Origin of the sequence: Mycetocola tolaasinivorans (assembly GCF_003667565.1) — a bacterium.
Taxonomy (GTDB): Bacteria; Actinomycetota; Actinomycetes; order Actinomycetales; family Microbacteriaceae; genus Mycetocola; species Mycetocola tolaasinivorans.
Window position 1 is genome coordinate 326,934 of the sequence record NZ_RCUX01000001.1, and the last position, 26,259, is coordinate 353,192.

A 26,259-nucleotide genomic window follows, 5' to 3' on the forward strand; every position below is an offset into this window, starting at 1 on the left:
CCCTCCCGAACCAGCTACACCAGATGAGGACACCCGTGCCCGAAGTACTTCTCCGCTCGCTCAGCAAATCCTTCACCGGCACCCGCGGTGATCGCCACACGGTGCTGCACGATGTCGGATTCACGGTGGCCGATGGCGAGTTCGCCGCAATCCTCGGCCCGAGTGGCTGCGGCAAGTCCACCACCCTGCGCATCGTCGCCGGACTCGATCGCGCCGACAGCGGCGAGCTGCTGATCGGCGGCCGCGACGTGAGCAACGTGCCGAGCGCCGAGCGCGGCCTCGGCATGGTCTTCCAGAACTACGCCCTGTTCCCGCACCTGAGCGTCGCCGAGAACATCACCTTCGGCCTCAAGGTGCGCCGGGTGGGCAAGGCCGAGCGCAACGAGCGCCTGCTGGAGGCCGCGCGTCAGCTCCAGCTGGAGCCCTACCTGAACCGCAAGCCCGGCCAGCTCTCCGGTGGTCAGCGTCAGCGCGTGGCCCTCGGCCGCGCCCTGGTCGGCGGCTCGCGCCTGATCCTGATGGATGAGCCGCTGTCGAACCTCGACGCCCGCCTGCGTGCCGACATGCGCACCGAAATCCGCGAGCTGCAGCAGCGCCTCGGACTCACCGTGCTGTACGTCACCCACGACCAGGTCGAGGCAATGACCATGGCCGACAAGGTCATCGTGATGCGCGAGGGCTTCGTGGACCAGATCAGCGCCCCCGAAAACCTGTACGCCCAGCCCGCCAACGCCCACGTGGCCCGCTTCATCGGTGCACCGCCGATGAGCGTGATCGAGGTGCGTCGCGATCGCGACGCCCTGCTCATCGGTGAGGATGTCCGCATTCCCGCCGACGCCCTGCTCTCCCGCTACGGCCACGACCTGCCCGAGAACCTGCTGCTCGGCATCCGCCCCGAGGACCTGGTGCCCGGCACGGCCGCCTCGGCCGATGCCTTCACCCTGCCCGGTGCCCTCGAGCGCCAGGAGCTGCTGGGTGCCGACCGCCTCGCGACCTACGGCGTGGGCGGACAGCGCCTCCGGGTGCGCGTCCGCGCCGCCCACGCGGTGCCCGCCCAGTCGGTGCTCTCGGCCTCCCTCGAGCACGTTCACCTCTTTGCCGCCGAAGACTCGGTGCGCATTCCCGAGGCGACGCGCCCGATCCTTGCCCAGGCGTCCTAGTCACGCCTCGGCCCCCACACTTTTCCTCCCCGTAACACCCTTCAATCACACCCCCTCTGGTTCCAGAAAGGACCCTATCTCCCATGTCTTCCCCGATCCGCAAGAAGCTTCTTGCCACGGCCGGTGCCGCACTTGCGTTCACCGTCGCGCTGACCGGTTGCTCGACTGCGGCACCCGCTGCCCCGGCCGATGAAGAAGTGAGCATCGAGTTTTACTACCCCGACCAGGTTGGTACCCTGGGCACCCTGATCGACGGCTACCTCAAGGAATTCGCCGCCGAGCACCCCAAGATCAAGGTCAAGGGCGTCTACTCGGGCGACTACGACCAGACCCTGACCGCGGTCAACACCGCGATCGACGGTGGCAAGGCACCCGCCCTGGCCATCATGGACCAGACCTTCGTTCTCGACCTGGTCGAGCGCAAGGCCATCTCCAGCTGGGATGACTACCTGAAGGACGACGAGAGCAAGAAGTGGCTCGACGGCTTCTACCCGCAGTTCATGAAGAACTCGATCGATGGCGACGGCCACGTCTGGGGCGTGCCCTTCGCACGCTCGACCATCGTGCAGTACTGGAACAAGGACTTCTTCACCAAGGCTGGCCTTGACCCGGAGCACGGCCCGGCTACCCGCAGCGAGCTGCTGGACTCGGCCCGCGCAACCCAGGAGAAGGGTGGCGCCAAGTACGGTCTGTTCATCCCGACCTCGACCGGTACCGCCTACTGGCTGTACCAGGCCCTCGTGCAGCAGGCCGGTGGTGACGGCGCGATCAGCAACGCCGACGGCACCAAGGTCACCCTGGACACCCCGGAGAACGTGAAGGCACTCGAGTTCTGGGCTTCGCTCGGAGCCGAGGGCATCGCCCCGAGCACCGAGGTTGCCTGGTCGACCTCGACCGACGACTTCCTCGCCGGCCAGACCGCAATGCTCTGGACCACCTCGGGCCGTATGGGCACCATCCAGGACAAGGCGTCCTTCGACTGGGGCGTTTCGGCACTGCCGAAGGACGTCGCAGCGGGTGCCCCCACCGGTGGTGGCAGCCTGATGCTCTTCCAGGAGGGCGTCTCGGACAAGCAGCGTGAGGCAGCAGTAACCCTCGCGAAGTTCCTCACCACCCCGGAGCGCGCCGCCGACGTATCGGTCAAGTCCGGCTACATCGCCACCTCGGATGCAGCCTGGAACGACCCGGCAATGGTCGCCCACGTGAAGAAGTTCCCGCAGGCAATCGCCGCCCACGACGCCGTCGCCGACGCCATCCCCGAGATGGCCACCGTCGACCGTGACCGCGTGGTCTACCAGACCCTCGCCCCGGCCCTGCAGTCGGTACTGCTGAACGGTGCCGACGCCAAGGAAGCACTGAGCAAGGCTCAGGCGGAGATCACCAAGATCCTCGCTGAGCACAAGTAACACCCGGAACACCGGCCGGGTTCGCGGACACCACCGCGGGCCCGGCCGTCTCCGGATAACCACCCCACACACCCCTCACCCGTAAGGCTGCTCCCTCGTCATGACCGACGCCCCCGCAGTCGTGCCACCGCGGTCGCGGTGGGCCTGGAATCCGTTCCGGCTCGCCCGCAGACTGCCGGATGCCGGCTTTGCCTATTTCCTCCTCCTGCCCGCCTTCATCTTCCTGGCGCTGTTCACCGTCAAGCCCCTCATCGGCTCGCTGATCTCCAGCACCCAGAAGCGTAACGGTGACGGTTTCACCCTCGGTAACTACGAGCGTCTCGCCACCGACGAGGTGTTCCTGCGGGCCCTCGGAAACAACCTGCTCTTCTCCCTGATCACCGTTCCGGTCTCCCTCGGCCTCGCGATGCTTCTCGCGGTCCTGCTGCACCAGAACGTGCGCGGCCGCGGATTCCTCCGCGCCGGCGTCTTCGCCCCGGCCATCCTGCCGATGGTTGCGGTGGCGGTGATCTGGATGTACTTCTACCAGCCCAACATCGGCGTGATCAACTCGATCCTCGGCGCGATCGGGCTCCCCACCCCGGACTGGCTCGGCGATCCCAGCCTGGTCCTGCCCTCCCTCATGGTCATGATGATCTGGAAGGAGGCCGGGTTCTTCATGCTGTTTTACCTCGCCGGACTTCAGGGCATCGATCCGGAGCTCGAGGAGGCTTCGCGCCTGGAGGGTACGGGCAAGTTCCGTCACTTCTGGAAGGTCAGCTTTCCGCTGCTCATGCCCACCACGCTGTTCGCGGCGATCGTGGCGCTGTCGGACAGCATCAAGATGGTCGACTTCGTCTTCGTGATGACTCAGGGCGGGCCGGACAACGCCAGCAACCTGCTGCTGTTCTACATCTATAAGGTGGCGTTCGCCCAGCACTGGCCGCAGTTCGCCGCCGCCATTTCGCTCGTGGTTGTCGCGGTGCTGGTTGCACTCGCGCTGATCCAGATCAAACTCATGGATCGCAAGATCCACTACCGCTAGGAGACCCGCGTGGATCGCATCCTGACCACCTCGGACCGGATCGAACGGGTACTCGCCTGGGTCGCCGGTCTGCTCTGGATCGCCCCGCTGGCGTACGTGTTTGTGCGCTCGGTGATCGTGGAGTCCCCGGCGGGTAGCCGGTTCGGGTTTGACAACCTGGTGAACGCCTGGGGTGCCGCACCCTTTGGCCAGTACTACCTCAACACGACCCTGCTCGTGGTAGGCATCACCCTGGCGCAGCTCGTTTTTGGTGCCCTGGCCGCGTACGCGTTCGCCCGGTTTACCTTCCCGTTCAAAAACGCTCTCTTCGCGTTTGTCCTGATTCAGCTGATGATCTTCCCCGAAGTGTTCATGTCGGAGAACTATCGCACGGTTGCCGGCTTCGGTCTGCTCGATACCATCACCGGTATCGGCCTGCCGTATGTGGCCAGCGCCTTCTGTATCTTCTTCCTGCGTCAGGCGTTTATGACGGTGCCGAATGAGCTCGTCGAGGCCGCACAGGTTGAGGGCAGCTCGCGGCTCGGCATCCTCTGGAAGGTGTTCCTTCCGGCGGCAAAGCCCAGCCTGATCGCCTACGCGCTGGTGTCGGTGTCCACCCAGTGGAACAACTTCCTCTGGCCGATGATCGTGGCCACCTCGGATGAGACCCGACCGATCACCGTGGGTCTGGTGCGCTTCCTGGCGCCGGAGACCGGTATGGACTTCCCGAAGATGGCCGCCGGTACGGTCATCGTGATCGGCCCGCTGCTCGCGGCGTTCCTGATCGGGCAGCGCGGGTTCATCAACTCGTTCCTGCGCTCGGGTATCAAGTAGGGCACACACAAAAGCACCGGATGGGAGTTCCCATCCGGTGCTTTTGTGTGTCCCACTCGTTGTGTGTTCGGCTAGTTTTGTGGCAGTTCCAGCACGATCTTGCCGCGGGCCCCGTGCGGGTGGCGCAGGGCGTCCACCGCGGCCACGTAGTCGGTGAGCGCGAAGCGGTGCGTCACCAGCCAGCCGGCATCCAGGGTTCCGGCGTTGATCAGCTCCACGACCGAGCGCCAGGACGCCGAGGTGGAGGCGAAGCTGCCCAACACGGTGAGGTCCGCGTTGATCAGGGCGTCGACGTCCAGCGGGAAGCGGACATCCCGGCCCAGATAGCCCAGGAGCGCGAGCGTACCGCCGCGCCGGGTGGCCGCGAGGGCCGCGGCGACGCCCGCGGGGGAACCCGAGGCCTCCACCACGAGGTCGTAGCCCTTGGCCGCGCGACGGGTGAGGAAGCGGTCGACCCCGGCATGCTCGGCGAGGGTCGCCTGCTCGGTACGGAGGCCCCGGAGATCTACCCGCTCGGGCTCCCACACACGGGCGAGGGCCGCGGCGAGCAGGCCGATCGTGCCGTCACCGATGATTAGGATGCGTGCGCCCGGGGTCGGGATCGCCCGCTCCAGGGCGCGATAGACCACGCTCGCGGGCTCGGCGATGACCGCGGCTGTGGGGTCCACCCCGGCGGCGATCTCGTGCGCGAGGTGCCGCGGCACCGCGAGGGTCGCGGCGGCGGCACCGTCCCGGGTGAAGCCCAGCTCGGCATAGGTTGCGCAGAGGTTCTCGCGGCCCTCCTCGCAGCGCACGCAGGAACCGCAGGGAATGAGCCCCTCGGTCACCACGGTGCGCCCGGCGGAGTCCCGGCCGACCCACTCGTGGCCGAGGGTCAGTGGATACCGCACGAATGCGGGATCCACGAGGCCGTCGATCAGGTCGAGGTCGGTGCCGCACAGGCCCACCAGGTGGGGTCGGTAGATCTCCTCACCGGGTCCGGCGACCGGTTCGGGCACCTCGGCGAGGTGCAGCGTCCCGGGGGCCGGGATCCGCAGCGCCCGCACTAGTCGCGACCCCGCGGCCGGCCGGCGATCTGGGCGGTGATCTGCGCGGCAAAGCGGCGCAGGATCCCACCCAGCTCGGCGGCACGCCGCTCGGGCGCACCGGTCTTGATGGTGGTCACCGACAGGGCACCAAAAACGCCCCCGTGCAATCCGAATACGGGTGCGCTCAGGCAGTACACTCCGATCTCATCCTCCTCATCGTCGATGCCGAAGCCGCGCTCGCGGGTTCGACGTAGGTCTTCCAAAAACCCGGGCACGGTGGTGATGGTGCGGCGGGTACGTGCGGGGAGGCCGGTTTCCTCGGCGATGCGGATGGCCTCGCTCTCGGGCAGGTGGGCGAGAATCGCCTTCCCCGCGGCCGAGGAGTGGGGGAGCTCGCGCACCCCCATCGGCGCGTGGAACCGGATCACGCCGGGGGCGTCCACGCGAGAGATAAACATCGGGTAGCCATCATCGTTGATGGCGGCGCGGGCGGTCATCTGCGTGCGCCGGGTGAGGTCGTGCAGCACGGGCTTGACGAGCTCGGTCAGCGGGTGGGTTTCCACCGCTCGGTCGCCGAGCCGCACCAGGGTGAGGCCCAGGCGATAGCGCGGGCCGGGATGCACCTCGCGAATATAGCCGGCGTCCACCAGGGTGCGGGCGATCGCAAAGCCGGCGCTCTTGGACACCCCGGCCTGCCGAGCCAGCTCGGTGAGGGTCAGCCCATCGGTGCCGGCCTCGGCCACCACGTCCACCACGCGCAGGGCGCGGGCGACGCTGGCCACCGTATAGTCGCGGCGTTCGGCGGGAACACGAAGCTGCACGGGGTCGGTCACCGGGGTCTCCTTGTTGTGGCGCGAGGCCGTATCCGGCTCGGCGGGCGCGTGCGTGGGGCACGCTCACGAACAGCCGCCATTGTCCAAATACGGCGTGTAGTTGTGGTCACTCTAGGCGCGCTGAGGCGGTGCGTGCGGGGCGCGCGCGGGCTGATTCGCACTGTTCACCCAGGCCCGCCGGGCCGGCGGAATCTGTTTACCCGCGCGGCACGAGATAGACACATTCCGTCCATCGAGCCCTGTTGCGATGATCGGGACGGGCTCCCACCCGCACGCCCACCCGCCCTCGTCGAAGGATGCTCGTGACTGATTTCCCCCGCAGTGCCGAGTGGTTTGTGGGCGATGAGGAAATTGCGGTGATGCACCGGGTGGCGCTGCGTAACTCCGGCATCAGCGATGACCTGGAGGCGGGAAAACCCCTCATTGGCATCGCCGACTCCTCTTCGACGCTGAACCCGTGTAACCTGCCACTGCGCTCGCTGGTTGAAGACGTGTCGCGCGGCATTCGCGACGCCGGTGGAATCCCCGTGGTGTTCCCGGTGATGAGCCTCGGCGAAGACCTGATGAAGCCCACGGCAATGCTCTACCGAAACCTCCTCTCGATCGAGGTCGAGGAGTACGCGCGCTCCTACCCGCTGGATGGCCTGGTTGTTTTGGCCGGCTGCGATAAGTCACTTCCGGGCGCGCTGATGGGGGCGCTCAGTGCGGACATCCGCACCCTCGCCGTGGTGAGTGGCCCGCGACAGGCCGGGGTGCTCGACGGGACGAGCCTCGGTACCGGGACCGCGCTCTGGCGTGCCGATCACGAGCGCCAGAGCGGGGCGCGCGACTCCGCCGCCTGGAAGGAGTTCGAGCGAGCGCTCGCCTGTGGGCCCGGCACCTGCAACACCATGGGCACCGCGAGCACCCTGGCGATCCTGACCGAGGTACTGGGCTTCATGCTGCCGGGTACTGCCGGTGCCGCCGCCGGAAGTGTCGAGCGGGCGGACGCCGCGTATCGCAGCGGGGTCGCCCTCACCGAGTCGGTACTGCGGAATGACCCCGCCGAAACCCCGCAGCGCGTTCTGAGTGAGACCGCCCTGCGCAATGCGCTGGTCACGCTGTGCGCGCTCGGCGGTTCACCCAACGCCGTAATCCACCTCATCGCCCTCGCCGGCCGGGTGGGCATCACCCTGACCGGCGCGCTCCTCGACGGGGTTGCCCGCTCCGTGCCGGTACTCGCCGATATCGAACCCGCGGGCGTGGGCCTGCTCGCCGACTTTGAGCGTGCCGGTGGCACCCCGGCCCTCCTCGAGGCGCTGGGCGATCACGTCGACACCTCGGTTCGCGCCGGAGACGGCCGCGCCTGGGCCGAGCACCTGCGCCCGGCGGAGACCGTGGGGGAGCACGTGCCCATCCGGTCACTGGAAGATCCCGTTGCGCCGCTCGCCTTCGCCGTGCTCAGCGGAAATCTCGCCCCCCGTGGCAGCCTCATGCGGGTGGCCACGGCACCCGAACTCCGCCCCGTCCAAACCGGCCCGGCGCTCGTCTGGCACAGCTATGCCGACATGCGTCGACAGATTCACGATCCGAACCTCGCGGTAACCGCGGACACCGTGCTGGTGCTCACCGGGGCCGGGCCGGTCGGTGCCCCGGGCATGCCCGAGTGGGGAGTGATCCCCATTCCCCGGGTACTCGCGGCGCAGGGCGTGACGGACATGCTGCGCATCAGTGACGGCCGGATGTCTGGAACCGCCTTTGGTTCCTGCGTGGTGCACGTGAGCCCGGAGGCCGCGATCGGTGGGCCCCTGGCACTGCTGCGCACGGGCGATCTGATCACGCTCGATGTGCCCGCCCGCAGCCTCTCGGTTGCGCTCTCCGAGGAGGAGCTCGCCGAGCGTCGCGCCGCCTGGACCCCCGCCCCGGTCCGCGACCTGCGCGGCTGGCCGCTGCTCTATCGCCGACACGTCGGACAGGCCGACACGGGCTGCGACTTCGACTTCCTCACCGCCCACACCCCCGAACAGCGCGTGGTGGTGCAGCCCATTGTCGGGCTGTCCTAATCGCCGCGCACAGCAGAAAGCGAGCGCGGCCATGACCGAGCACGGTACCCCCACCCCTGATTCCACCCTCGCCGAGACCCACGATCTCCCGGCGCTGCGCGCGCTCGCCGAAGACGCCGCCGTGCGCGTGCGCGAGCACGTGCTGGAGCGTCGCCGCACGGGCATTGGCTGGGTGATCGAAAAGGGCTCGGCCATCGACGTCGTGACCGAGGTGGATCGCGAGGCCGAGCACCTGCTGCGGGAAATCCTGCTTACCGCCCGGCCGGAGGACGGCTTCCTCGGCGAGGAGGGTACGGCCACCATTCCCGGCACCAGCGGTGTCGTCTGGGTCGTGGATCCCATCGACGGCACCACCAACTTCGTCACCGGTGCCGGGCCCTTTGCCGTGAGTGTGGCCGCCGTGGGCGTTGCGGCCGTAGGCGAGGCTGAGGTGGGCGTTGCTGCCGTGAGCGCTGCGGAGCCGAGCGCTCCCATCGATCCGGCGACCTGGCGGGCCCTGGCCGGGGCCATCGCGCTGTGCGCCGAAAACAGCGCCGGTGCGCTGGTCTCGGCGCACCTCGGAGGGGGAGCGACCTCCGCGGGGCGGCCGATCCGGGTATTAGACGGCACGGATCTTGCCGGGGCCATCATCCAGACCGGGCTCGCCTATGATCCGGCGGTGCGCCGCCAGCAGGCGGGCGTGCTGGCCGCACTCACCCCCATCGTGCGCGACCTGCGCATTGGCGGTTCGGCCGCCGCGGATCTCTGCGCGGTGGCCGAGGGCCGCGTGGCCGCCTACTTCGAGCGCGGCCTCGCCCCCTGGGACTACGCCGCGGGTGCGCTCATCGTCACCGAGGCCGGCGGGGCGCTTGCCGGTTCCGAGGGTGAGCGCCCGGATGGCGGGCTGCTCGTGGCCAGTGGCCCCGCGATCCTCTCGGCGCTGCTGCCCATCGTCTAGCCGACGTGCCAGCGTACGGCCGGTTCGCCTCGGAAGCCAGACGGGGGCCACGGTTTTCTGTCTGCCCGACCAGACCTGTTGAATCCACGGCAAACTGTCGGCGGCGGTGATGGTGGCGCGCCACATCGACCCGCGAGGCGCGTAAAACCGCGGATCTCCGCGGTCTCGGTATCCGTATCGGCAACAAAAGTTTCGGTACCGTTCGCACCGCTCGGGTGAACAAACGGCGTGGTCGCACGGGATTTTTTGGATCTACGGCGTGTACGGGGGAGCCCCGGGATACGATGGACGCTGGCCCGCCCCGTGGTGCCGCTCGCACCGTCGCGAAACCCGCATGGACGAGCTTTGCCCGGGCACGCGAGCCTCCGGCGAACACATTCCACGCCTTGAGGAATGGGAAAGAGTACAAAATTGAGTGAACCGCTGCCCACGAATACCATCGATCTTCCCTCTACTCGGCGTCGCACCGTGGTACCCGCGGATCTCGCCCGCTCCTGGCTACTGGTCAACGCGACCCAGCCGGATCTGATCGATCAGGGTGTTCGCTCCTCCGCCGACGCGGTAGTCCTGGACATCGAGGACGCCGTGGACCCGAGCCGGAAGCCGCAGGCCCGCGAGGACGTCGCCCGCTGGTTACACACCGAGGGCAACAACGCCTGGGTACGCATCAACGACTACACCACCGAGTTTTGGCGCGACGATCTCGAGGCGCTGCGCCACGCACCCGGCCTGCTGGGCGTCATGCTCGCCAAGACCGAGGACCCCGAGCAGGTCACCGCGACCCACCAGATCCTGGGCGGCCAGCGTCCCGTGGTGGCGCTCGTTGAATCCGCCCTCGGCATCGAGGATGCCGGCCGCATCGCCCGCGCTCCCGGTGCCTTCCGCCTGGCGTTCGGCTCGGGCGACTTCCGCCGCGACACCGGCATGAGCGCCGACCGTGAGGCGATGGCCTATCCGCGCGCCCGCCTGGTGGTGGCCAGCCGCGCCGCCGGCCTGCCCGGCCCGGTCGATGGCCCGACCGTGGGCGAGAGCCACCCCATTCTGCGCGAGCAGTCCGGTATCACCGTGATGATGGGCATGACCGGCAAGCTCTGCCTGAGCGCCGACCAGACCCCCGTGGTCAACGAGGTCATTAGCCCCACCCGCACCGACGTCAGCTGGGCAAACACCTTCCTGCTGGACTTCACCGCGCGCGGCGAAATCGTGCGCGACGGTTCGGACCTTCCGCGTCTCGGCCGCGCCCGCAAGATCATGGCTCTCGCGGCCGCGTTCAACGTCCGCCCCTTCGACGCCGACTAGGTCTTACGCGCGCCATGCGGATCGTGATCGCGACGGATAAGTTTAAGCACTCGCTCGACGCCCCGGCGGTAGGGACGCACCTGGCCCGGGGCCTTCGTGCGGCCGCGCACGCCGGCGGGGCCGAGGCGCCGGAGATCGATCTGGTGCCGCTCGCGGACGGCGGTGAGGGCACGCTTCGCGCCGCCCTGGACGCCGGCGCCCGTGCCGTCCCGGTGCGGGTCACGGGGCCGAACGGGGTGCCGGTTGACACGGCGTTTGCCCTGCTTTCCGATACGGATGGCCGGGAGACCGCGCTGATTGAGCTGGCCACCGCCTCGGGCCTCGATCTCGTTCCGCCCGCGGAGCGTGATGCCGGGCGCGCATCGAGCGTGGGCACCGGTGAGCTCATCCGCGCGGCGCTCGATCACGGCGCCTCCCGGGTCATTCTCGCGGTGGGCGGGAGCGCAAACTCCGATGGCGGAGCAGGGTTGCTGAGCGCCCTGGGCGTTCTCCAGCTCGATGCCGAGGGTTCACCGATCCCACCGGGCGGTCTGGGCCTGGAATCACTGGCATCGGTCGATCTCACCGGCGTCGATCCGCGCGTTTTCACCACCGAGTTTGTGCTGGCCTCGGACGTGGACAACCCGCTGTGTGGGCCGCGCGGAGCCGCCCACGTGTTCGGGGAACAGAAGGGGGCCGACGCCGAGCTGCGCGACCGCCTGGACGCGGCGCTCGCACGCTGGGCGCGCGTGCTCGCCGATACTTCGGGCACAGGGGCCGATTCGATCCGCGCGGCCGCGGACGCACCGGGTGCCGGTGCGGCCGGGGGAGTCGGGTTTGCGGCGCTCGGAATCCTGCGTGCCGAACGGCGCCCGGGCATCGAGGTGGTGCGCGAGCTCACCGGGGTGGACGCGCTCATTCGCGCCGCCGACCTCGTGATTACCGGAGAGGGCAGCCTCGACGCCCAGAGCCTCGGCGGAAAGGTGCCAGTCGGTGTGGCCGAGGTCGCGCACGCGCACGACGTTCCGGTGATCGCGGTGTGCGGGCGTTCCCTGCTGACCGCGGCGCAGGCGCGGGATGCCCACCTCGGGGCGGTCTATCCGCTTACCTCGATCGAACCCGATCCCGCCCGCAGCATGGCCGAGGCCGGTCCGCTCCTCGAGCGTCTCGCCGCGGACATCTGGGACGCTTACGGCCCCGCGCGGGCATAAAAATCCCGCCGGGCACGGGGCCCGGCGGGAGGAAAATCGGGGAGCTGGCTAGCGAACCACAACCGCCACGATGATGTTGACCACCGTGAGCCCGGCGATGGCCGGGATGACCCAGCCCGCCAGCGGATCCTTCTTCTTGTTGATCAGGGCGATCACGAGGATGGCCACCAGGATCAGCAGCTTGATGCCAACCTTCATGTGGTCAACCGCGATCGCGGAGTTCATTTCGGCGATGGCGACGAGGCCCAGGCCACTCACCAGCTGCAGCCAGGAACCGTGCAGAATGCCGGGAACCAGGCGGGCCGTGCCGGTCTTGATGGCCTTGATCTGGGTCATTGCGCCACCCAGAATGGCGGCCAAACCGACGAAGTGAAGGATGAGCAGAACGTTTCTCAGGATCTCCATGGTTAAAACCCTATCCGACAGAATGTCGGAATCATTACACCTTTTGGACGAACGTGGGAGATACTTGAGTCATGCCACGTATCACCGCTCCCACCGTTGCTGAGCACCGCTCGCGTCGTCGGGATGAGCTGATCCAGGCCGCCACCGAGGAGCTTCTCGAATCCGGCGTTGACGCGGTCACGCTCGCCCGGGTTGGAAAGCGTATCGGTCTGGCACGCTCCAGCGTGTACGAGTACTTCAACTCCGCCACCGATCTGCTCGCCGAAATCGCCCTCGGGTCCTTCGCCGAATGGACCGGGGAAATCGAGCGAGCCCTCGCCGGTTCCGCCACCGCGTCCGAGCGTCTGGACGGCTATATCTTCACCAGCCTGCGCCTCGTGGCCGAGGGTAAGCACGATGTGGCCGACGCACTTGGCGGCACCCGCCTGCCGGACTACCACCGCCGCGAGGTCATCGAGCTGCACGTGGCCCTGATGTCGCCGCTGCGCGATGCGGTAGACCAGATGGGCGTCGAAAACCCCAGCCTCATGGTCGAGCTCATTCAGGGGCTCGTTGAGGCCGGATCACGTCGTATCGCCCGCGGTGATGACTACGTGCGCGTTGCCCGCGCCACGATCTCGCTGGTGCACTCAGGTCTCACCCCGGCAACCCCCGCGGACCCCTCGGTACCCTCCGACGCGTCCTCACTGACCGGCACGCACTAGCACCCGCACGCACGAGCCCTCGCACATACCGGTCCACGCCGGTACGCGGTCTACCGCTATGCTCGCGCTACTCGCGCTCGAAGCCCCGCAGGTCGTCCAGCGCGCGACGCTCGCGCTTGGTTGGGCGCCCGGCACCACGATCGCGCAGAATAGGTGCGGCGGTTTCGAGCTTTGAGGGCCGCGGGGGAGTGTTGTCCTTCGCGGCGAGTGCCGCGGCCGGTGCGCCCACACGCTTGGTGATCAGGCCGGTGACCTCGAGGATCGAATCGAAGCCGGCGATGCGCACCCGCACCTCATCGCCGAGCTTGACCTGGGTGGACGCCTTGACCGTGTCTCCGTTGACGCGCACGTGTCCGGCACGGCACGCGGTGGTGGCCTGGGAGCGCGTCTTATAGCGGCGTACGGCCCAGAGCCAGCTGTCGAGGCGCACGGACCCTTCGGTATTCATGAGATCAGCCTATCGCCGCGGGGGAGTGAACGCTTAAAGCGGTATCCCCGCCATCCGAGTGGATGACGGGGATACCGGGGTGCGCGGAATTAGACGCCGCGGATGTTCTCGGCCTGCAGACCCTTGGGTCCTGCAACGGTCTCGAACTCAACACGCTGGTTCTCGTCGAGCGAGCGGAAGCCGCTCGATGCGATTGCCGAGTAGTGCGCGAAGACATCAGCCGAACCGTCGTCGGGGGTGATGAAGCCGAAGCCCTTTTCAGCGTTGAACCACTTCACGGTTCCAGTTGCCATGATTATCTCTTTTCTTTAGGTGACCCGGTACGAGTTTCGAACCGGTTCGTCGCGGTGTTCTGTGCTAGCTCCTGAAGAAAAGCGATCATGCCTTGCGAAGAAGACGTGACTGCCCCAAAACCTGTGCAATACAACAACGGTGCGACAACGTTCACCGAGGATCCTGACAGGTTTTGGCCGAAACCAAAACCCCTCTGGCCCCGTATGAACGAGTATGAAGGCGCGACCGTAAAACGGCCGACGCGGGGGACGGAAGCTTCCAACACGATGGATTCACGCAGCGAGGTGCTCAGCGCGACATGATCGCGGAGGGGCACACCAGAAACGCTACGAACGCGATCGACATCGGCACAACTGACTGCGACACCCTGCTGTGGGGTGGGCCCAGACGGCCATGAACGCGCGGCCACCGTGGCCGGGTCCTTCGAGGTAGTGCGTGACATCTAATTTCCGAGGCCCTCCCTCTGTGCTGACCGGGAGAGGCCCTGTGTTGGTGCGGAGTGTGTCTGCGGTGGACTTCCCCCTCGATGCACATCGAGGTGAACCGCACGGCACACTGAGCTTGCTCGTTCACACTAGCGCAGAACTGTGTTGAACACACCGGTTTTGCCAAAAATCCGCGGGTCGCGCGGCGAATTTCGCCAATCCTGTCCCGCATGTTGGGGGTGGCGGGCGTCGTTTTTATAGCTCCTGTTAGAAAAACAGTCGAAGAAAACGACGGGATGCGGCATGTCCGGCGGATGGGCTCCCGCGGGCCGACGCGATCCGATAGGCTGGACGAAGGAGGTACACGGTGTCAATTTACGAAGACAAAAACCCGCACACGCAGTCGTTTGTGCGCCGGCCCGCAAGCGGTGACGCAGGGGAGCCCGCGGTAGACGCAACGGCCGCTTACAGTCAGGACCTGGGCACCGTTGTTGCCCCGATCGACCGCGAGATTTCCGAGGCAGAGCAGGCCGCTATCGGTGCGCTTCCCCCGGGCTCTGCGCTGCTGATCGTGCGTCGCGGCCCCAACACGGGTGCGCGTTTCCTGCTCGATTCCGACGTCTCCACCGTGGGTCGACACCCCAACGCCAGCATCTTCCTTGACGATGTCACCGTGTCGCGTAAGCACGCCGAGTTCCGCCGCACCGCCGCGGGGGGCTTCGAGCTGCACGACCTGAAGTCGCTGAATGGCACCTATCACGCCGGTGAGCGCGTCGAGAGTGTTGAGCTCTACGACGGTGCCGAGGTTCAGGTGGGCAAGTTCCGTCTCACCTTCTACCCGTCGCGTCACGATGTTCGTCTCCCGGGTGACGCGTAAGTCGTGTCGGCTCACGCTGCACACTCCTACCCCGAAGGTTCAGAAAACTTAGGTACCGACGGGATCGGCGCTCGCGGGCGAACCGCGCCGGGCGCTGGTTCCTCGGCGCGCGCCGCAACCCTCCTGAGCATCGGTCAGGTACTCGCGCGGCTATCCGGTGACTTTCCGGATCTCAGTAATTCGAAGCTGCGCTTCCTGGAGGAGCAGGGGCTGGTCTCTCCGGAGCGCACCCGATCCGGGTATCGGAAGTTTTCGCCCGCGGATGTCGAGCGTCTTCGGCTGATCCTGTCGCTGCAGCGCGATCACTACCTTCCGCTCAAGGTGATTCGTGGATACCTCCGCGATATGGATAACGGCATCACCCCGATGCTGCCCGGCGGGGCGGGTTCGATCCTGCAGGGGTCGCGTCGGCTCACCCGTGAGGAGCTCCTGCGCAGTACCGGCGCATCGCCGGCGCTGTTGACCGAGGCCGTGAGTGCGGGCCTCATCCCCGCCGGCGAAGGCTATCCGGACGGTGCCGCGACCATGCTGACCACGCTCATGCAGCTGCATCAGCGCGGAATTGAGCCGCGGCACCTGCGCGGTTTCCACGCCCAGATCGAGCGCGAGGTGGGTCTGATCGAGCGCGCCGTGTCCTCTTTGGCCGCGCGTCCGGACACGGCGAGCAGGGCCCAGGCGGCCGAACAGGCGGGCGAAATCGCCGAGGGATTTGATCGGGTGCGCGCGGTTCTGCTGCGCGCCGCCCTGGACCGGCTCCAGCCCTAGCCGCACGTCGGCCGTACTGATCAGCCCTTTTCGTAGCGCGGCTCCGGCGTTAGACTGGTCCCGAGTATGGCGATCCGGTACCCTCGGGCTGTCAAAATAATTACGGAACGATCACGGATTAGCCGATTGTCTCCGACACGCCGCACCTTAACGGGGGGCCTAAGCCGAGTTGGCCGCGCCTGCCGGTAGCGTGGGTTATGTCACCCGCCAACGTCAGCAGAAGGGAGCGGGCACATGAACGAACCGGGTTCGGGCACTGGCCCGCGCTACGACCTTGACCCGCTGTTTACCGATGGTCTTCCGGAGCTCGACGCGAACGCCGGTTACCGTGGAACGGTCGCCGCACGCGCGGCCGGGATCACCTATCGTCAGCTTGACTACTGGGCCCGCACGGCACTGGTAGAGCCCACCGTGCGCGGCGCTGCCGGTTCCGGTACCCAGCGCCTCTATGGCTTCCGTGACATCCTGGTTTTGAAGCTCGTGAAGCGTCTGCTCGACACGGGTATTTCGCTGCAGCAGATCCGCACCGCCGTCGAGCAGCTGCGCGAGGCCGGTGTTCACGACCTGGCCCAGACCACCCTGATGAGCGACGGTGCCTCGGTGTACCTCTGCACCTCGAACGACGAGGTTATTGACCTCGTGAGCCGCGGCCAGGGCGTGTTTGGCATCGCGGTGGGCAAGGTTCTGCGCGAGGTGGAGTCCACCCTGGTGGAGTTCGACCGCCAGGAGCACGAGCCCTCGGATGAACTCGCGCTGCGTCGCCGCAAGCGTTCGGTGTCCTAGGCTCGTCGAACCACCTCAAGCCGGCGATTCCCGCCGCTCCGTATCGCCCACCCCGTGTGGGCGATATTTGTTTGTCAGCGGGCGAGCGGACGGTCTTTCTCGGGTGGTTTGTGGCCCGAGGTATCGGCGTGTCGTGGGCCGCGACAGCGATGCACGTTTTTGCGAAAATGAGCCTAAATCGCGTGCCAGCGCCCCCGAAAGGGGGATTCCGTGAGTTTTCTGGCTGCGGGGGCTTCCCGGCGTGTCGCGGTGGAAGCCGGGTGCCCGGACGCAGAAAAACAGATCGCGGGTCCGGGCCAGATGGCCCGGACCCGCGATCGAGTGAGGGTGGTTTAGTCGGCCTGAATGGCCGCGGCGCGGCTGTTCGAGGGCTGCGCCGGGTCGGCGTATTCGCCCACGCGGCCGGTGCGCAGCACGCGCTCCAGCAGCTGATCGAAGTGCTTTGCCATCTCCTGGGCGGAGTCGCCGGGCCAGATGTGGAGCGGTTTCGCAGCACCCTGGGCCTGCTGCAGCGAGGTGCGCTCGGGCAGCTGCGGGCTGAGCACCAGCGGGCCGAACATGTCGCGCAGCTCCTTGATGCGGAACTGGTGCTCCATCGACTGCGAACGCACGCGGTTGACGATGATGCCGAGCGGCTGCAGGCGCGGGCTCAGACCGCGACGGATCTCCTCGATCGCGCGCAGCGCGCGGTCGGCCGCGGCCACGGAGAACAGCCCGGGCTCGGTCACCACGCAGACGCGGTCACTCGCGGCCCAGGCCGTGCGGGTGAGCGCGTTCAGCGAGGGGGCGCAGTCGATGATCACGAGGTCGTAGTCATCCTCGACGTAGGCCAGGGCCTCCTCAAGCTTCCAGATGTCTCGGATCGAGGGGTGGGGGCCGTCGAAGTTGATGGCAGACGGGCTGCCGATCAACACGTCAAGGGTTCCGGGGTGGGTTTTTGTCCAACCTGAGGGCGCGATCGCCTGGCGAACGGTCTTCTCTTTGGGGGACGCCAAAACATCCGCTACATTGAGTCGACCGGCCACCGCGATGTCCATCCCCGTTGAGACGTCGGACTGGGGGTCGAGATCAACCACCAGTGTCCGGACGCCCTTAGCGAAGGCGGCGGAGGCGAGGCCGAGACTAACCGTAGTTTTCCCGACGCCGCCCTTGAGGCTAGAAACGCTAAGTACATGCACGAAAATAGATATTACCTTCACTAAGCTGTCAACACCTAAGACTCGCCTGAAAGATCAGGTAGGCCCCGCTGCCAGAAAGGGTTACATGTTCCAGAAGATTCTCGTGGCGAACCGCGGAGAGATCGCGATCCGCGCCTTCCGCGCCGCGTATGAGTTGGGTGCCCAGACGGTCGCCGTATTCCCCTACGAAGACCGCAACTCGATGCACCGACTCAAGGCCGATGAGGCGTACCAGATTGGCGAAAAGGGCCACCCCGTACGCGCCTACCTGGATGTGTCCGAAATTATTCGCGTGGCACTGGAGAGTGGCGCGGACGCCATTTACCCCGGATACGGCTTCCTCTCGGAGAACCCCGAGCTCGCCGCCCAGGCCGCCGCTCACGGTATCAAGTTCATCGGTCCGGCCAACAACGTGCTGGAGATGGCCGGTAACAAGGTGACCGCGAAGGAGCACGCCATCGCGGCGGGCGTTCCGGTCCTGGTTTCCACCCCCGCCTCGCGCGACATCGAGGAGCTCCTCGCCGGAGCCGAGGGTGTGGGCTTCCCGCTCTTCGCCAAGGCCGTCGCCGGTGGTGGTGGACGCGGTATGCGCCGCGTCGAGACCCTCGCCGAGCTGCGTCCCGCGCTCGAGGAGGCCATGCACGAGGCCGACAGCGCGTTTGGTGACCCGACGATGTTCCTCGAGCAGGCCGTGCTGCGCCCGCGTCACATCGAGGTTCAGATTCTCGCCGATGAGCAGGGCAACGTGATGCACCTGTTCGAGCGCGACTGCTCGGTGCAGCGCCGCAACCAGAAGGTTGTCGAGATCGCACCGGCCCCGAACATCACCGAGGAGCTGCGTCAGGCCCTCTACCGCGATGCCGTGGCGTTCGCCAAGTCGATCAACTACGCCAACGCCGGCACCGTGGAGTTCCTGGTGGACACCGCCGGGGCGCGCGCGGGCCAGCACGTGTTCATCGAGATGAACCCGCGTATTCAGGTTGAGCACACCGTCACCGAGGAAATCACCGACGTGGACCTCGTGCAGTCGCAGATGCGGATTGCCTCGGGAGAGACCCTGAGCGACCTCGGCCTCGACCAGGACACCCTGGTCATCCGCGGTGCCGCCCTGCAGTGCCGCATCACCACCGAGGACCCCACCCAGGGCTTCCGTCCCGACACCGGCAAGATCACCACCTACCGCTCCCCGGGTGGTGGCGGTATCCGCCTCGACGGTGGAACCATCAACCCGGGTGCGCAGATCAGCCCCCACTTCGACTCGATGCTCGCGAAGCTCACCTGCCGTGGCCGCGACTTCGGTGCCGCGGTCATCCGCGCCCGTCGCGCCCTCGCCGAGTTCCGCATTCGCGGTGTCTCCACGAACATCCCGTTCCTGCAGGCCGTGCTGGATGACCCGTCCTTCGAGGTCGGCGACCTGAGCACCTCCTTCATCGACGAGCGCCCCCAGCTGCTGGCCGGTCGCGTGTCGAAGGACCGCGGAACGAAGATCCTGAACTGGCTCGCCGACGTCACCGTCAACAAGCCCTACGGTCCTCGCCCCTCGACCATCGACCCGGCCGAGAAGCTGCCCGCGCTGGACCTGACCATCCCGGCACCCGCCGGCTCGCGTCAGCGTCTGCTCGAGGTGGGCCCGGTTCAGTTCTCGGCCGAGCTGCGCGCGCAGACCGCCCTGGGCGTGACCGACACCACCTTCCGCGACGCTCACCAGTCGCTGCTCGCGACCCGCGTGCGTACCCGTGACCTGGTCGCGGTTGCACCCTACGTGGCGCGGATGACCCCGCAGCTGGTCTCGGTTGAGGCCTGGGGTGGCGCGACCTACGACGTCGCGCTGCGCTTCCTCGGGGAAGACCCCTGGGAGCGTCTGGTCAAGCTGCGCGAGGCCCTGCCGAACGTCGCGATCCAGATGCTGCTGCGCGGCCGCAACACCGTGGGTTACACGCCGTACCCCACCTCGGTCACCGACGCCTTCGTGCGTGAGGCTGCCGAGAGCGGTGTGGACATCTTCCGCATCTTCGACGCCCTGAACGACGTCGAGCAGATGCGTCCCGCGATCGACGCGGTCCTGGCGACCAAGACCGCCGTGGCCCAGGTTGCCCTGTGCTACACCGGCGACCTGCTGGACCCCAACGAGGATCTCTACACCCTCGATTACTACCTGAACCTGGCCCAGCAGATCGTCGACGCCGGTGCCCACCAGCTCGCGATCAAGGACATGGCGGGCCTGCTGCGCCCCGCGGCGGCCACGAAGCTCGTGAGCGCCCTGCGTGAGCGTTTTGATGTGCCGGTAGTGGTCCACACCCACGACACCGCTGGCGGCCAGCTGGCGACCCTCCTGGCGGCCTCTCAGGCCGGTGCGGACGCGGTCGACGTGGCCAGCGCCCCGATGTCGGGCACCACCAGTCAGCCGTCGATCTCGGCCCTCGTAGCCGCGCTCGCCCACACCGAGCGTGACGCCGGCATCTCGCTGGCCGCGGTCAGCGACCTTGAGCCCTACTGGGAAGCAGTGCGCCACGTGTACAAGCCGTTCGAATCCGGCCTGCCGGGCCCGACCGGCCGCGTGTACCGCCACGAGATCCCGGGTGGTCAGCTCTCGAACCTGCGTCAGCAGGCCATCGCGCTCGGCCTCGCCGACGACTTCGAGCTGATCGAGGACCTCTACGCCGAGGCGAACCGCATCCTGGGGCGCGTGCCCAAGGTCACCCCGTCTTCCAAGGTTGTGGGCGACCTGGCGCTGCACCTCGCGGCGGTCAAGGCCGATCCGGCGGACTTCGAGCAGAACCCCGAGAAGTACGACATCCCGGACTCCGTGGTTGGCTTCATGGCCGGCGAACTGGGCGACCTGCCCGGTGGCTGGCCCGAGCCCTTCCGCACCAAGGTGCTGGCCGGTCGTCACGTGGACATCTCGATCGCCGAGGTCTCGGCCGAGGACGCCGCCCTGCTGGACGGTACCTCCGAGGAGCGTCGCTCCACGCTGAACCGCCTGCTGTTCCCGGCCCCGACCGCGAGCTACGAGCGCAGCCGCGAGCAGTACGGTGATCTGTCGATCCTGGCGACCCTGGACTACCTCTACGGCCTGGAGGCCGGCGAGGAGCACATCGTTGAGTTCTCGAAGGGTGTGCGTCTGTACGCGGGCCTGGAGGCCATCGGTGCACCCGACCCCAAGGGTGTGCGGACGGTCATGACGATCCTCAACGGTCAGCTGCGTCCGGTCTTCATTCGGGACCGGTCGATCACCGTGGAAACCGTCGCCGCAGAGAAGGCAGATCCGAACAACCCCGCCCACGTTGCGGCGCCGTTCTCCGGAGTTGTTACTCTTAAGGGTCAGATTGGTGATGTTGTGGACGCCGGCACCCCGGTTGCCTCGATTGAAGCGATGAAGATGGAAGCCGCAATCACGGCATCGATTTCTGGCAAAATTGAGCGTCTCGCAATTACCGGTACCCAGCAGGTGGAAGCCGGCGACCTGATCGTAGTGATCAGCGCGAGCGCTTAGGCACGAGCCACCCGGTTCGTGCTCCCAGAGCTGGAGGCGAAGGACAATGGCACCACAGGCCGATAATGGCGCTGCCATGGACGAGCACGAAATTGACGTACCCCCGATCGATGAACTCGATCCCGGTGCCGTAACGCTCAGCGTTGCGGCACCGGCTACGGTTTCGATCCCCGTCGGCGCGGCGCTCGCGCAGTACGCCGACGAGGATGATTTTGATGAGGACGTCCTCGAGGACGACCTCGTGAGCGGAGACGGCGACTTCGACGCCGACTCTGCGGAGCGCCCGAGCCCGCTCTCGGTGGATGACCTGCACGCGGCCGAAGCCGCCGCGGAGATCGCCCTCGCCGAGCAGATCGAGGCCGACCGCCTCGCCGAAGAACAGCGCCTGGCCGACGAGGCCGAGGCCGAGCGCGTGGCCGAGGAGGAGCGCGCGGCCGCCCAGGCCGAAGCTGAGCGCATTGCCGAAGAGGAGCGCGCGGCTGCGCAGGCTGAGGCCGAGCGCGTGGCCGAAGACGAGCGAATTGCCGCTGAGGCTGAGGCTGAGCGTGTGGCCGAAGAGGAGCGAATTGCCGCGGAAGCGGAGGCCGAGCGCGTGGCCGAGGAGGAGCGCGCGACCGCGGAAGCCGAACGAGCCCGTGCCGAGCAGGCCGAGGCCGAGCGTATCGCCGCCGAGGAGCGTGCGGCGGCTGAGGCTGAACGCCTCGCCGAGGAGCAGCGGATCGCTGCGGAAGCCGAGGCTGAACGCCTGGCCGAGGAGGCTCGCATCGCCGAGGCCGAGCGTGTGGCCGAGGAGGCCCGCCTGGCCGAAGAGGCCGAGCAGGCTCGCATCGCCGAGGAGGCCCGTCTCGCCGAGGCCGAACGTCTGGCGGAGGAAGCGCGCCTGGCCGAGGAGGCCCGCGTCGCCGAGGCCGCCCGCCTCGCCGAGGAGAAGAAGCAGGCCCGCGAGGCCGAACAGGCGCGTGTGGCCGAGGAAAAGCGGCTGGCCCGAGAGGCAAAGCTCGAGCAGAAGCGCCTCGCCAAGGAGGCGAAGGCCGCCCGTATCGCGGAGCAGAAGCAGCAGACCCTCGACGCGGCTCGCGCCGCCGAGGCTGAACGTGTGGCCGAGGCTGAGCGTCTTGCTGAGGAAGCTCGCGTGGCAGAAGAGGCTCTCCGCGAGGCCGAACGTGTGGCCGAGGAAGCCCGCGTGGCCGAGGAAGAACGTGCTGCCGAGGAAGCCCGCGTGGCTGAGGAAGCTCGTGTGGCCGAGGAAGAACGTGCAGCCGAGGCCGCCCGTTTAGCCGCGGAAGTGGCGGCCGAAGAGGACATCGAGGACGCCGACATCGTTGAGGACGCGGACGAGGACGAGGACGCGACCGAGGCCTCGGATATCGACGCCGAATCGACCGACGCCGACACGACCGACTCCGACACGACCGACTCCGAAACCGGTGCCGCCCCGCGCACCGACGAGTCCGCCGACGTAGAGTCCTCCTCGGACCCCGAATACGTGACCGACCGCGGCTCCGCCGATACGGTCGATAACCCGTCCGCGGAATCCGCGGACCCCAACGACGAAAGCCAGGAAATGACCGAAAAGTCAGCCCCGACCACCGCCGAGAAGAAGAGCGCTGCAGGAATCACCACCACCGGTGTACAGAGCGTGGTACGCCCGACCGGGGAGATCCCCGTCCCGGTGTCCTCCGCTGTGGTCTCCGCCGCCCGCCCGGGCGGCATTCAGCAGCAGGGTAAGGTCGCCGGCCCCGAGGCCGCATCGCTGCTCACCGCCGACCGCCTGCTCGAGTCGCGTCCGTCGACCCGCCGCGCCCCCGAGGGCTTCTGGCAGTCGCTGCTGTACAACGCATCCGGCCACCTGATCAATGTCGGTGATGCCAAGGCCGTGCGTGAGCGCAAGGACCTTGACTCCAAGATTGGTCGCACCCTGGGGGGCGAGGCGCGCTTCGTGCCGGTACTGACCCGTAAGGGCGGCGTGGGCAAGACCACCGTCACCGCCCTGCTGGGTATGGCCCTCGCCGACTCGCGGAGTGACCGTGTGATCGCGATCGACGCCAACCCGGACCGCGGTACCCTGGCCGAGCGCATCGCCCACCAGAGCCGCTACACCGTGCGTGACGTCGTGCGTGATGCCGATGCCATCGTGGGTTACAACGAGTTCTCGGACCGCGTAGCGCGCGACGAAACCCGCCTCGACGTTCTGGCATCCGACACCGACCCGCACCTGTCCGAGGCCTTCAACGAGGAGGACTACACCGCCGTTGCCGACCTCGCGGCGCAGTACTACTCGCTCATCCTGACCGACTGCGGCACCGGCATCGTGCACTCGGTGATGAAGGCCACCCTGGGCCGTGCGGACTCGATCATCGTGGTCACCGGCGGGAGCGTCGATGACGCAAAGCTCGCCTCGGAGACCCTCAGCTGGCTCGAGGTCAACGGCCACGAGGAGCTCGTGCGCAATGCCATCGTCGTGGTGAATGCCACGACGCCGAACAGCCGCCTGGTGAAGATCGAGGAGATCGATCGCCACTTCGCCTCCCGTGTGCGTGCCCTGGTGCACCTGCCCTACGACCCGCAGCTGGCCGCCGGCTCGGCGATCTCGTTCGCTAACCTGCTGCCCGAGACCCGTCTGGCCGCGCGCAAGCTCGCCGCGGCCGTGGTTGAGGGCCTGCCGGCAGGACGGGAGAACGGGCGTTGAGTGAACGCGAGATCCGAATCTTCGGTGATCCCGTCCTCAAGACCGTCTCCGACCCGATCGTCGACATTGACGAGCGCGCCCGCGGACTCATTCGTGACCTCGTCGATTCGGTGAAGCTGCCGGGTCGGGCGGGCGTTGCCGCGTGCCAGATCGGCGTCAACCTGCGTGCGTTTAGCTACAACGTGGACGGCGTGATCGGGTACGTGATCAATCCCGAGATCGTGGAACTGGCCGGCGAGTTGGTCGAGGTGGGGGAGGGCTGCCTCTCGGTGCCCGACCTCTGGTTCCCCACCCCGCGCTATGAGCGTGCCACGGTGACCGGTATTGACCTCGACGGCAACCCGATCACGATCTCCGGTGAGGGGCTGCTTGCGCAGGCGCTCCAGCACGAGACCGATCACCTCAACGGGATGCTCTACCTCGACCGCCTGAGCAAGGAAAACCGTCGCACGGCGATGCGTGAGGTCCGCGAGAGCTCCTGGTTCTAGCCGCGAAAACCAAAAAACCGTGGCCAACCCGATTCGGGTTGGCCACGGTTTTTTTGTGCGTTCCGCTACGGCAGCGAGACGCTCTGGGTCGGGGTCTTCGCGTAGATTCCGTCGATAACGCCGGCGAAGTCGTGCAGGATTTCGCCGCGCTTGATGCTCATCTTCGGGGTCAGGTGGCCGCCGTCCTCGGTGAACTCGGTACCGAGGATCACGAACTTGCGGATCGACTCCGCCCGCGAGACCTGCGTGTTGGCGGCATCCACCGCGCGCTGCACCTCGGCCAGTACGGCCGGGTTGGTCGCGGCCTGGGCGATGTCCATGCTGGCATCCTGCCCGTTGTTGCCGAGCCAGGTCGGGAGCATGTCGCGGTCGAGCGTGACCAGGGCCGAGATGAAGGGGCGCTGATCGCCCACAACAACGACCTGGCTGACCAGCGGGTTTGCGCGGATGGGATCTTCGAGAGCGGCCGGGGCGACGTTCTTTCCGCCGGCGGTCACGATGATCTCCTTCTTGCGACCGGTGATGCGCAGGTAGCCGTCCGCATCGAGGGTGCCGAGGTCACCGGTACGGAACCAGCCCTCGTTGAAGGTGTCCGCGGTGGCCTCGGGATTCTTCCAGTAGCCGCCGAAGACGCACACGCCCTGTACCTCGACCTCGCCGTCCTCTGCGATGCGAATCGCGTTACCCGGCAGCGGGATGCCGACGGTGCCGATTCGGGCGCTGTCGGTGCGGTTGACGGTCGCGGGGGCGGTGGTCTCGGTGAGGCCGTAGCCCTCGAGGATCGTGATGCCGAGTGCGTGGAAGAAGTGGCCGAGGCGCGGGCCGAGCGGTGCCGATCCGGAGACGGCGTATTCGATTCGGCCACCCATGGCCGCGCGCAGCTTGCTGAACACCAGACGGTCGAAGAGAGCGAAGCGCACCTTCAGGCCAAACGGAATCTTGCCGGCCTCGAGTGCCTTCGAGTACTCGACGGCGGTATCGGCGGCCTTACGGAAGATCTTGCCCTTTCCGCCGGCCTCGGCCTTCTGCTCGGCCGAGTTGTAAACCTTCTCGAACACGCGCGGGACGGCCAGGAGGAAGGTCGGGTGGAACGAGCCGAGCGACTCCACGAGCTTCGTCGTGTCCGGCTGGTGGCCGGTCTTGACACCCGAGTGCACGGTCAGGATCGAGATGAAGCGCGCGAACACGTGAGCCGTGGTGATGAACAACAGCGTCGAGGCCCCGGGGGTGTTGACGACGTCGGCGAGGCCGACGGCGGCGTTGCGCGAGAGCTCAACGAAGTTCGAGTGGGTGATGATGCAGCCCTTGGGGCGGCCGGTGGAGCCGGAGGTGTAGATCAGGGTTGCGATGTCTTCACCGCGGGCGAGGTTACGGCGACGCTCGATCTCCTCATCCGGCACCTCGGCACCGGCCACGATGAGCTTCTCCAGCGCGCCCAGGTGCATCTGCCAGACCGGGCCAATTTCGGGGAGGTCCGGGTGAACCTCGTCGAACTTCGCGAAGTGTTCCGGGCTCTCGAGGATCAGTGCGGTGGCACCCGAATCGCTGAGGATCCACTGGATCTGGCTGGGGGAGCTGGTCTCGTAAATCGGAACCAGGATGGCCCCCGCGAACCAGGTCGCAAAGTCGATCAGGGTCCACTCATAGCGGGTCTTGGCGAGCAGGCCGATCTTCTGGCCGGGTTCGATCCCGGCGGCAACGAGGCCCTTGGCGAGGGCCGTTACACGGTCCATGAATTCGGCGGCGCTTATGTCCACCCACTCGTTTTCACCGCGGGGAACGGCGAAGAGCGCACGGTCTGGGGTGAGTCTTACTCGTTCAACCAGCAAATCTGAGGTGTTGGCTTCCGGATCTGCGGGGACGACGGCGGGTATCTCGATCTGAGCCACGGTATCTCCTTTGGTACCTGTTGGAATCGGGTACACCCAAGCTTAGTTCTCAAAACAGGGGTTCGGGAGAAGGCTTTCCGAGACCCGGC

22 protein-coding genes are annotated in these 26,259 nt (G+C 67.2%); 15 read left to right on the forward strand and 7 right to left on the reverse strand.

The window, feature by feature from the left end:
- The first annotated feature begins 35 nt into the window (after positions 1-35).
- From D9V32_RS01495 to D9V32_RS01510, 4 genes are all read left to right on the forward strand, one after another.
- On the forward strand, positions 36-1,160 hold the full coding sequence (locus D9V32_RS01495) for an ABC transporter ATP-binding protein (protein ID WP_183086123.1): 1,125 nt from the start codon (positions 36-38) through the stop codon (positions 1,158-1,160).
- 83 nt (positions 1,161-1,243) lie between these two features.
- Positions 1,244-2,566, forward strand: a complete 1,323-nt coding sequence (locus D9V32_RS01500) for an ABC transporter substrate-binding protein (RefSeq protein WP_121647123.1) — start codon at positions 1,244-1,246, stop codon at positions 2,564-2,566.
- A 100-nt stretch (positions 2,567-2,666) separates the two neighbouring features.
- Positions 2,667-3,590 carry a carbohydrate ABC transporter permease gene (locus D9V32_RS01505; RefSeq protein ID WP_121647124.1) on the forward strand — a complete coding sequence of 308 codons (924 nt, stop codon included), beginning with the start codon at positions 2,667-2,669 and terminating at the stop codon, positions 3,588-3,590.
- Positions 3,591-3,599: 9 nt separating this feature from the next.
- Positions 3,600-4,403 carry a carbohydrate ABC transporter permease gene (locus D9V32_RS01510; RefSeq protein WP_220700629.1) on the forward strand — a complete coding sequence of 268 codons (804 nt, stop codon included), beginning with the start codon at positions 3,600-3,602 and terminating at the stop codon, positions 4,401-4,403.
- 71 nt (positions 4,404-4,474) lie between these two features.
- Here D9V32_RS01510 and D9V32_RS01515 read toward each other — a convergent pair whose 3' ends face one another.
- Both D9V32_RS01515 and D9V32_RS01520 read right to left on the reverse strand, forming a co-directional pair.
- A complete protein-coding gene (locus D9V32_RS01515; RefSeq protein WP_121647125.1) occupies positions 4,475-5,449 on the reverse strand; it encodes a zinc-dependent alcohol dehydrogenase in 975 nt (324 codons plus the stop codon).
- Positions 5,449-6,264 (reverse strand): IclR family transcriptional regulator, encoded by an 816-nt coding sequence (locus tag D9V32_RS01520; RefSeq protein ID WP_121647126.1) that lies wholly within the window; start codon positions 6,262-6,264, stop codon positions 5,449-5,451. The genes D9V32_RS01515 and D9V32_RS01520 overlap by 1 nt, the downstream gene beginning before the upstream one ends.
- A gap of 302 nt (positions 6,265-6,566) precedes the next feature.
- Here D9V32_RS01520 and D9V32_RS01525 point away from each other — a divergent pair, with 302 nt between their 5' ends.
- The 4 genes from D9V32_RS01525 (at position 6,567) to D9V32_RS01540 (ending at position 11,732) form a co-directional block, all read left to right on the forward strand.
- The gene (locus tag D9V32_RS01525; protein WP_220700630.1) at positions 6,567-8,306 is read left to right on the forward strand and encodes a dihydroxy-acid dehydratase; all 1,740 of its coding nucleotides are present in this window, start codon (positions 6,567-6,569) and stop codon (positions 8,304-8,306) included.
- Between the two features lie 31 nt (positions 8,307-8,337).
- Positions 8,338-9,243, forward strand: a complete 906-nt coding sequence (locus tag D9V32_RS01530) for an inositol monophosphatase family protein (RefSeq protein ID WP_121647128.1) — start codon at positions 8,338-8,340, stop codon at positions 9,241-9,243.
- A gap of 393 nt (positions 9,244-9,636) precedes the next feature.
- Positions 9,637-10,542, forward strand: coding sequence for an HpcH/HpaI aldolase/citrate lyase family protein (locus tag D9V32_RS01535; protein WP_121647129.1), 906 nt, complete (start codon positions 9,637-9,639; stop codon positions 10,540-10,542).
- 14 nt (positions 10,543-10,556) lie between these two features.
- Entirely contained in the window at positions 10,557-11,732 is a 1,176-nt protein-coding gene (locus D9V32_RS01540; RefSeq protein WP_121647130.1) for a glycerate kinase, read from the forward strand.
- A 48-nt stretch (positions 11,733-11,780) separates the two neighbouring features.
- On the opposite strand, the gene D9V32_RS01545 is transcribed toward D9V32_RS01540, so the two are convergent.
- Positions 11,781-12,137, reverse strand: coding sequence for a hypothetical protein (locus D9V32_RS01545; RefSeq protein WP_121647131.1), 357 nt, complete (start codon positions 12,135-12,137; stop codon positions 11,781-11,783).
- Between the two features lie 71 nt (positions 12,138-12,208).
- On the opposite strand from D9V32_RS01545, the gene D9V32_RS01550 reads away from it, so the two are divergent.
- Positions 12,209-12,841 (forward strand): TetR/AcrR family transcriptional regulator, encoded by a 633-nt coding sequence (locus D9V32_RS01550; protein WP_121647132.1) that lies wholly within the window; start codon positions 12,209-12,211, stop codon positions 12,839-12,841.
- Between the two features lie 67 nt (positions 12,842-12,908).
- Here D9V32_RS01550 and D9V32_RS01555 read toward each other — a convergent pair whose 3' ends face one another.
- Together D9V32_RS01555 and D9V32_RS01560 are read right to left on the reverse strand one after the other, a co-directional pair.
- Positions 12,909-13,289 (reverse strand): RNA-binding S4 domain-containing protein, encoded by a 381-nt coding sequence (locus tag D9V32_RS01555; protein WP_121647133.1) that lies wholly within the window; start codon positions 13,287-13,289, stop codon positions 12,909-12,911.
- Between the two features lie 89 nt (positions 13,290-13,378).
- A complete protein-coding gene (locus tag D9V32_RS01560; RefSeq protein ID WP_121647134.1) occupies positions 13,379-13,582 on the reverse strand; it encodes a cold-shock protein in 204 nt (67 codons plus the stop codon).
- Between the two features lie 835 nt (positions 13,583-14,417).
- On the opposite strand from D9V32_RS01560, the gene D9V32_RS01565 reads away from it, so the two are divergent.
- From D9V32_RS01565 to D9V32_RS01575, 3 genes are all read left to right on the forward strand, one after another.
- Positions 14,418-14,885, forward strand: a complete 468-nt coding sequence (locus D9V32_RS01565; protein WP_121647215.1) for an FHA domain-containing protein — start codon at positions 14,418-14,420, stop codon at positions 14,883-14,885.
- 63 nt (positions 14,886-14,948) lie between these two features.
- Complete coding sequence (gene ftsR / locus D9V32_RS01570; RefSeq protein ID WP_121647216.1) at positions 14,949-15,650, forward strand: transcriptional regulator FtsR; 702 nt, start codon at positions 14,949-14,951, stop codon at positions 15,648-15,650.
- A 234-nt stretch (positions 15,651-15,884) separates the two neighbouring features.
- Positions 15,885-16,433, forward strand: coding sequence for a MerR family transcriptional regulator (locus tag D9V32_RS01575; protein WP_121647135.1), 549 nt, complete (start codon positions 15,885-15,887; stop codon positions 16,431-16,433).
- A 332-nt stretch (positions 16,434-16,765) separates the two neighbouring features.
- On the opposite strand, the gene D9V32_RS01580 is transcribed toward D9V32_RS01575, so the two are convergent.
- Positions 16,766-17,611, reverse strand: a complete 846-nt coding sequence (locus D9V32_RS01580; RefSeq protein WP_121647136.1) for a ParA family protein — start codon at positions 17,609-17,611, stop codon at positions 16,766-16,768.
- Between the two features lie 85 nt (positions 17,612-17,696).
- On the opposite strand from D9V32_RS01580, the gene D9V32_RS01585 reads away from it, so the two are divergent.
- The 3 genes from D9V32_RS01585 (at position 17,697) to def (ending at position 24,281) form a co-directional block, all read left to right on the forward strand.
- Positions 17,697-21,104, forward strand: a complete 3,408-nt coding sequence (locus D9V32_RS01585) for a pyruvate carboxylase (RefSeq protein WP_121647137.1) — start codon at positions 17,697-17,699, stop codon at positions 21,102-21,104.
- 76 nt (positions 21,105-21,180) lie between these two features.
- Positions 21,181-23,793 carry a MinD/ParA family ATP-binding protein gene (locus D9V32_RS16355; RefSeq protein ID WP_220700631.1) on the forward strand — a complete coding sequence of 871 codons (2,613 nt, stop codon included), beginning with the start codon at positions 21,181-21,183 and terminating at the stop codon, positions 23,791-23,793.
- Complete coding sequence (gene def, locus D9V32_RS01595; RefSeq protein WP_121647138.1) at positions 23,790-24,281, forward strand: peptide deformylase; 492 nt, start codon at positions 23,790-23,792, stop codon at positions 24,279-24,281. The genes D9V32_RS16355 and def overlap by 4 nt, the downstream gene beginning before the upstream one ends.
- Positions 24,282-24,346: 65 nt before the next feature.
- Here def and D9V32_RS01600 read toward each other — a convergent pair whose 3' ends face one another.
- A complete protein-coding gene (locus tag D9V32_RS01600; protein ID WP_121647139.1) occupies positions 24,347-26,170 on the reverse strand; it encodes an AMP-dependent synthetase/ligase in 1,824 nt (607 codons plus the stop codon).
- Between the last annotated feature and the right edge of the window lie 89 nt (positions 26,171-26,259).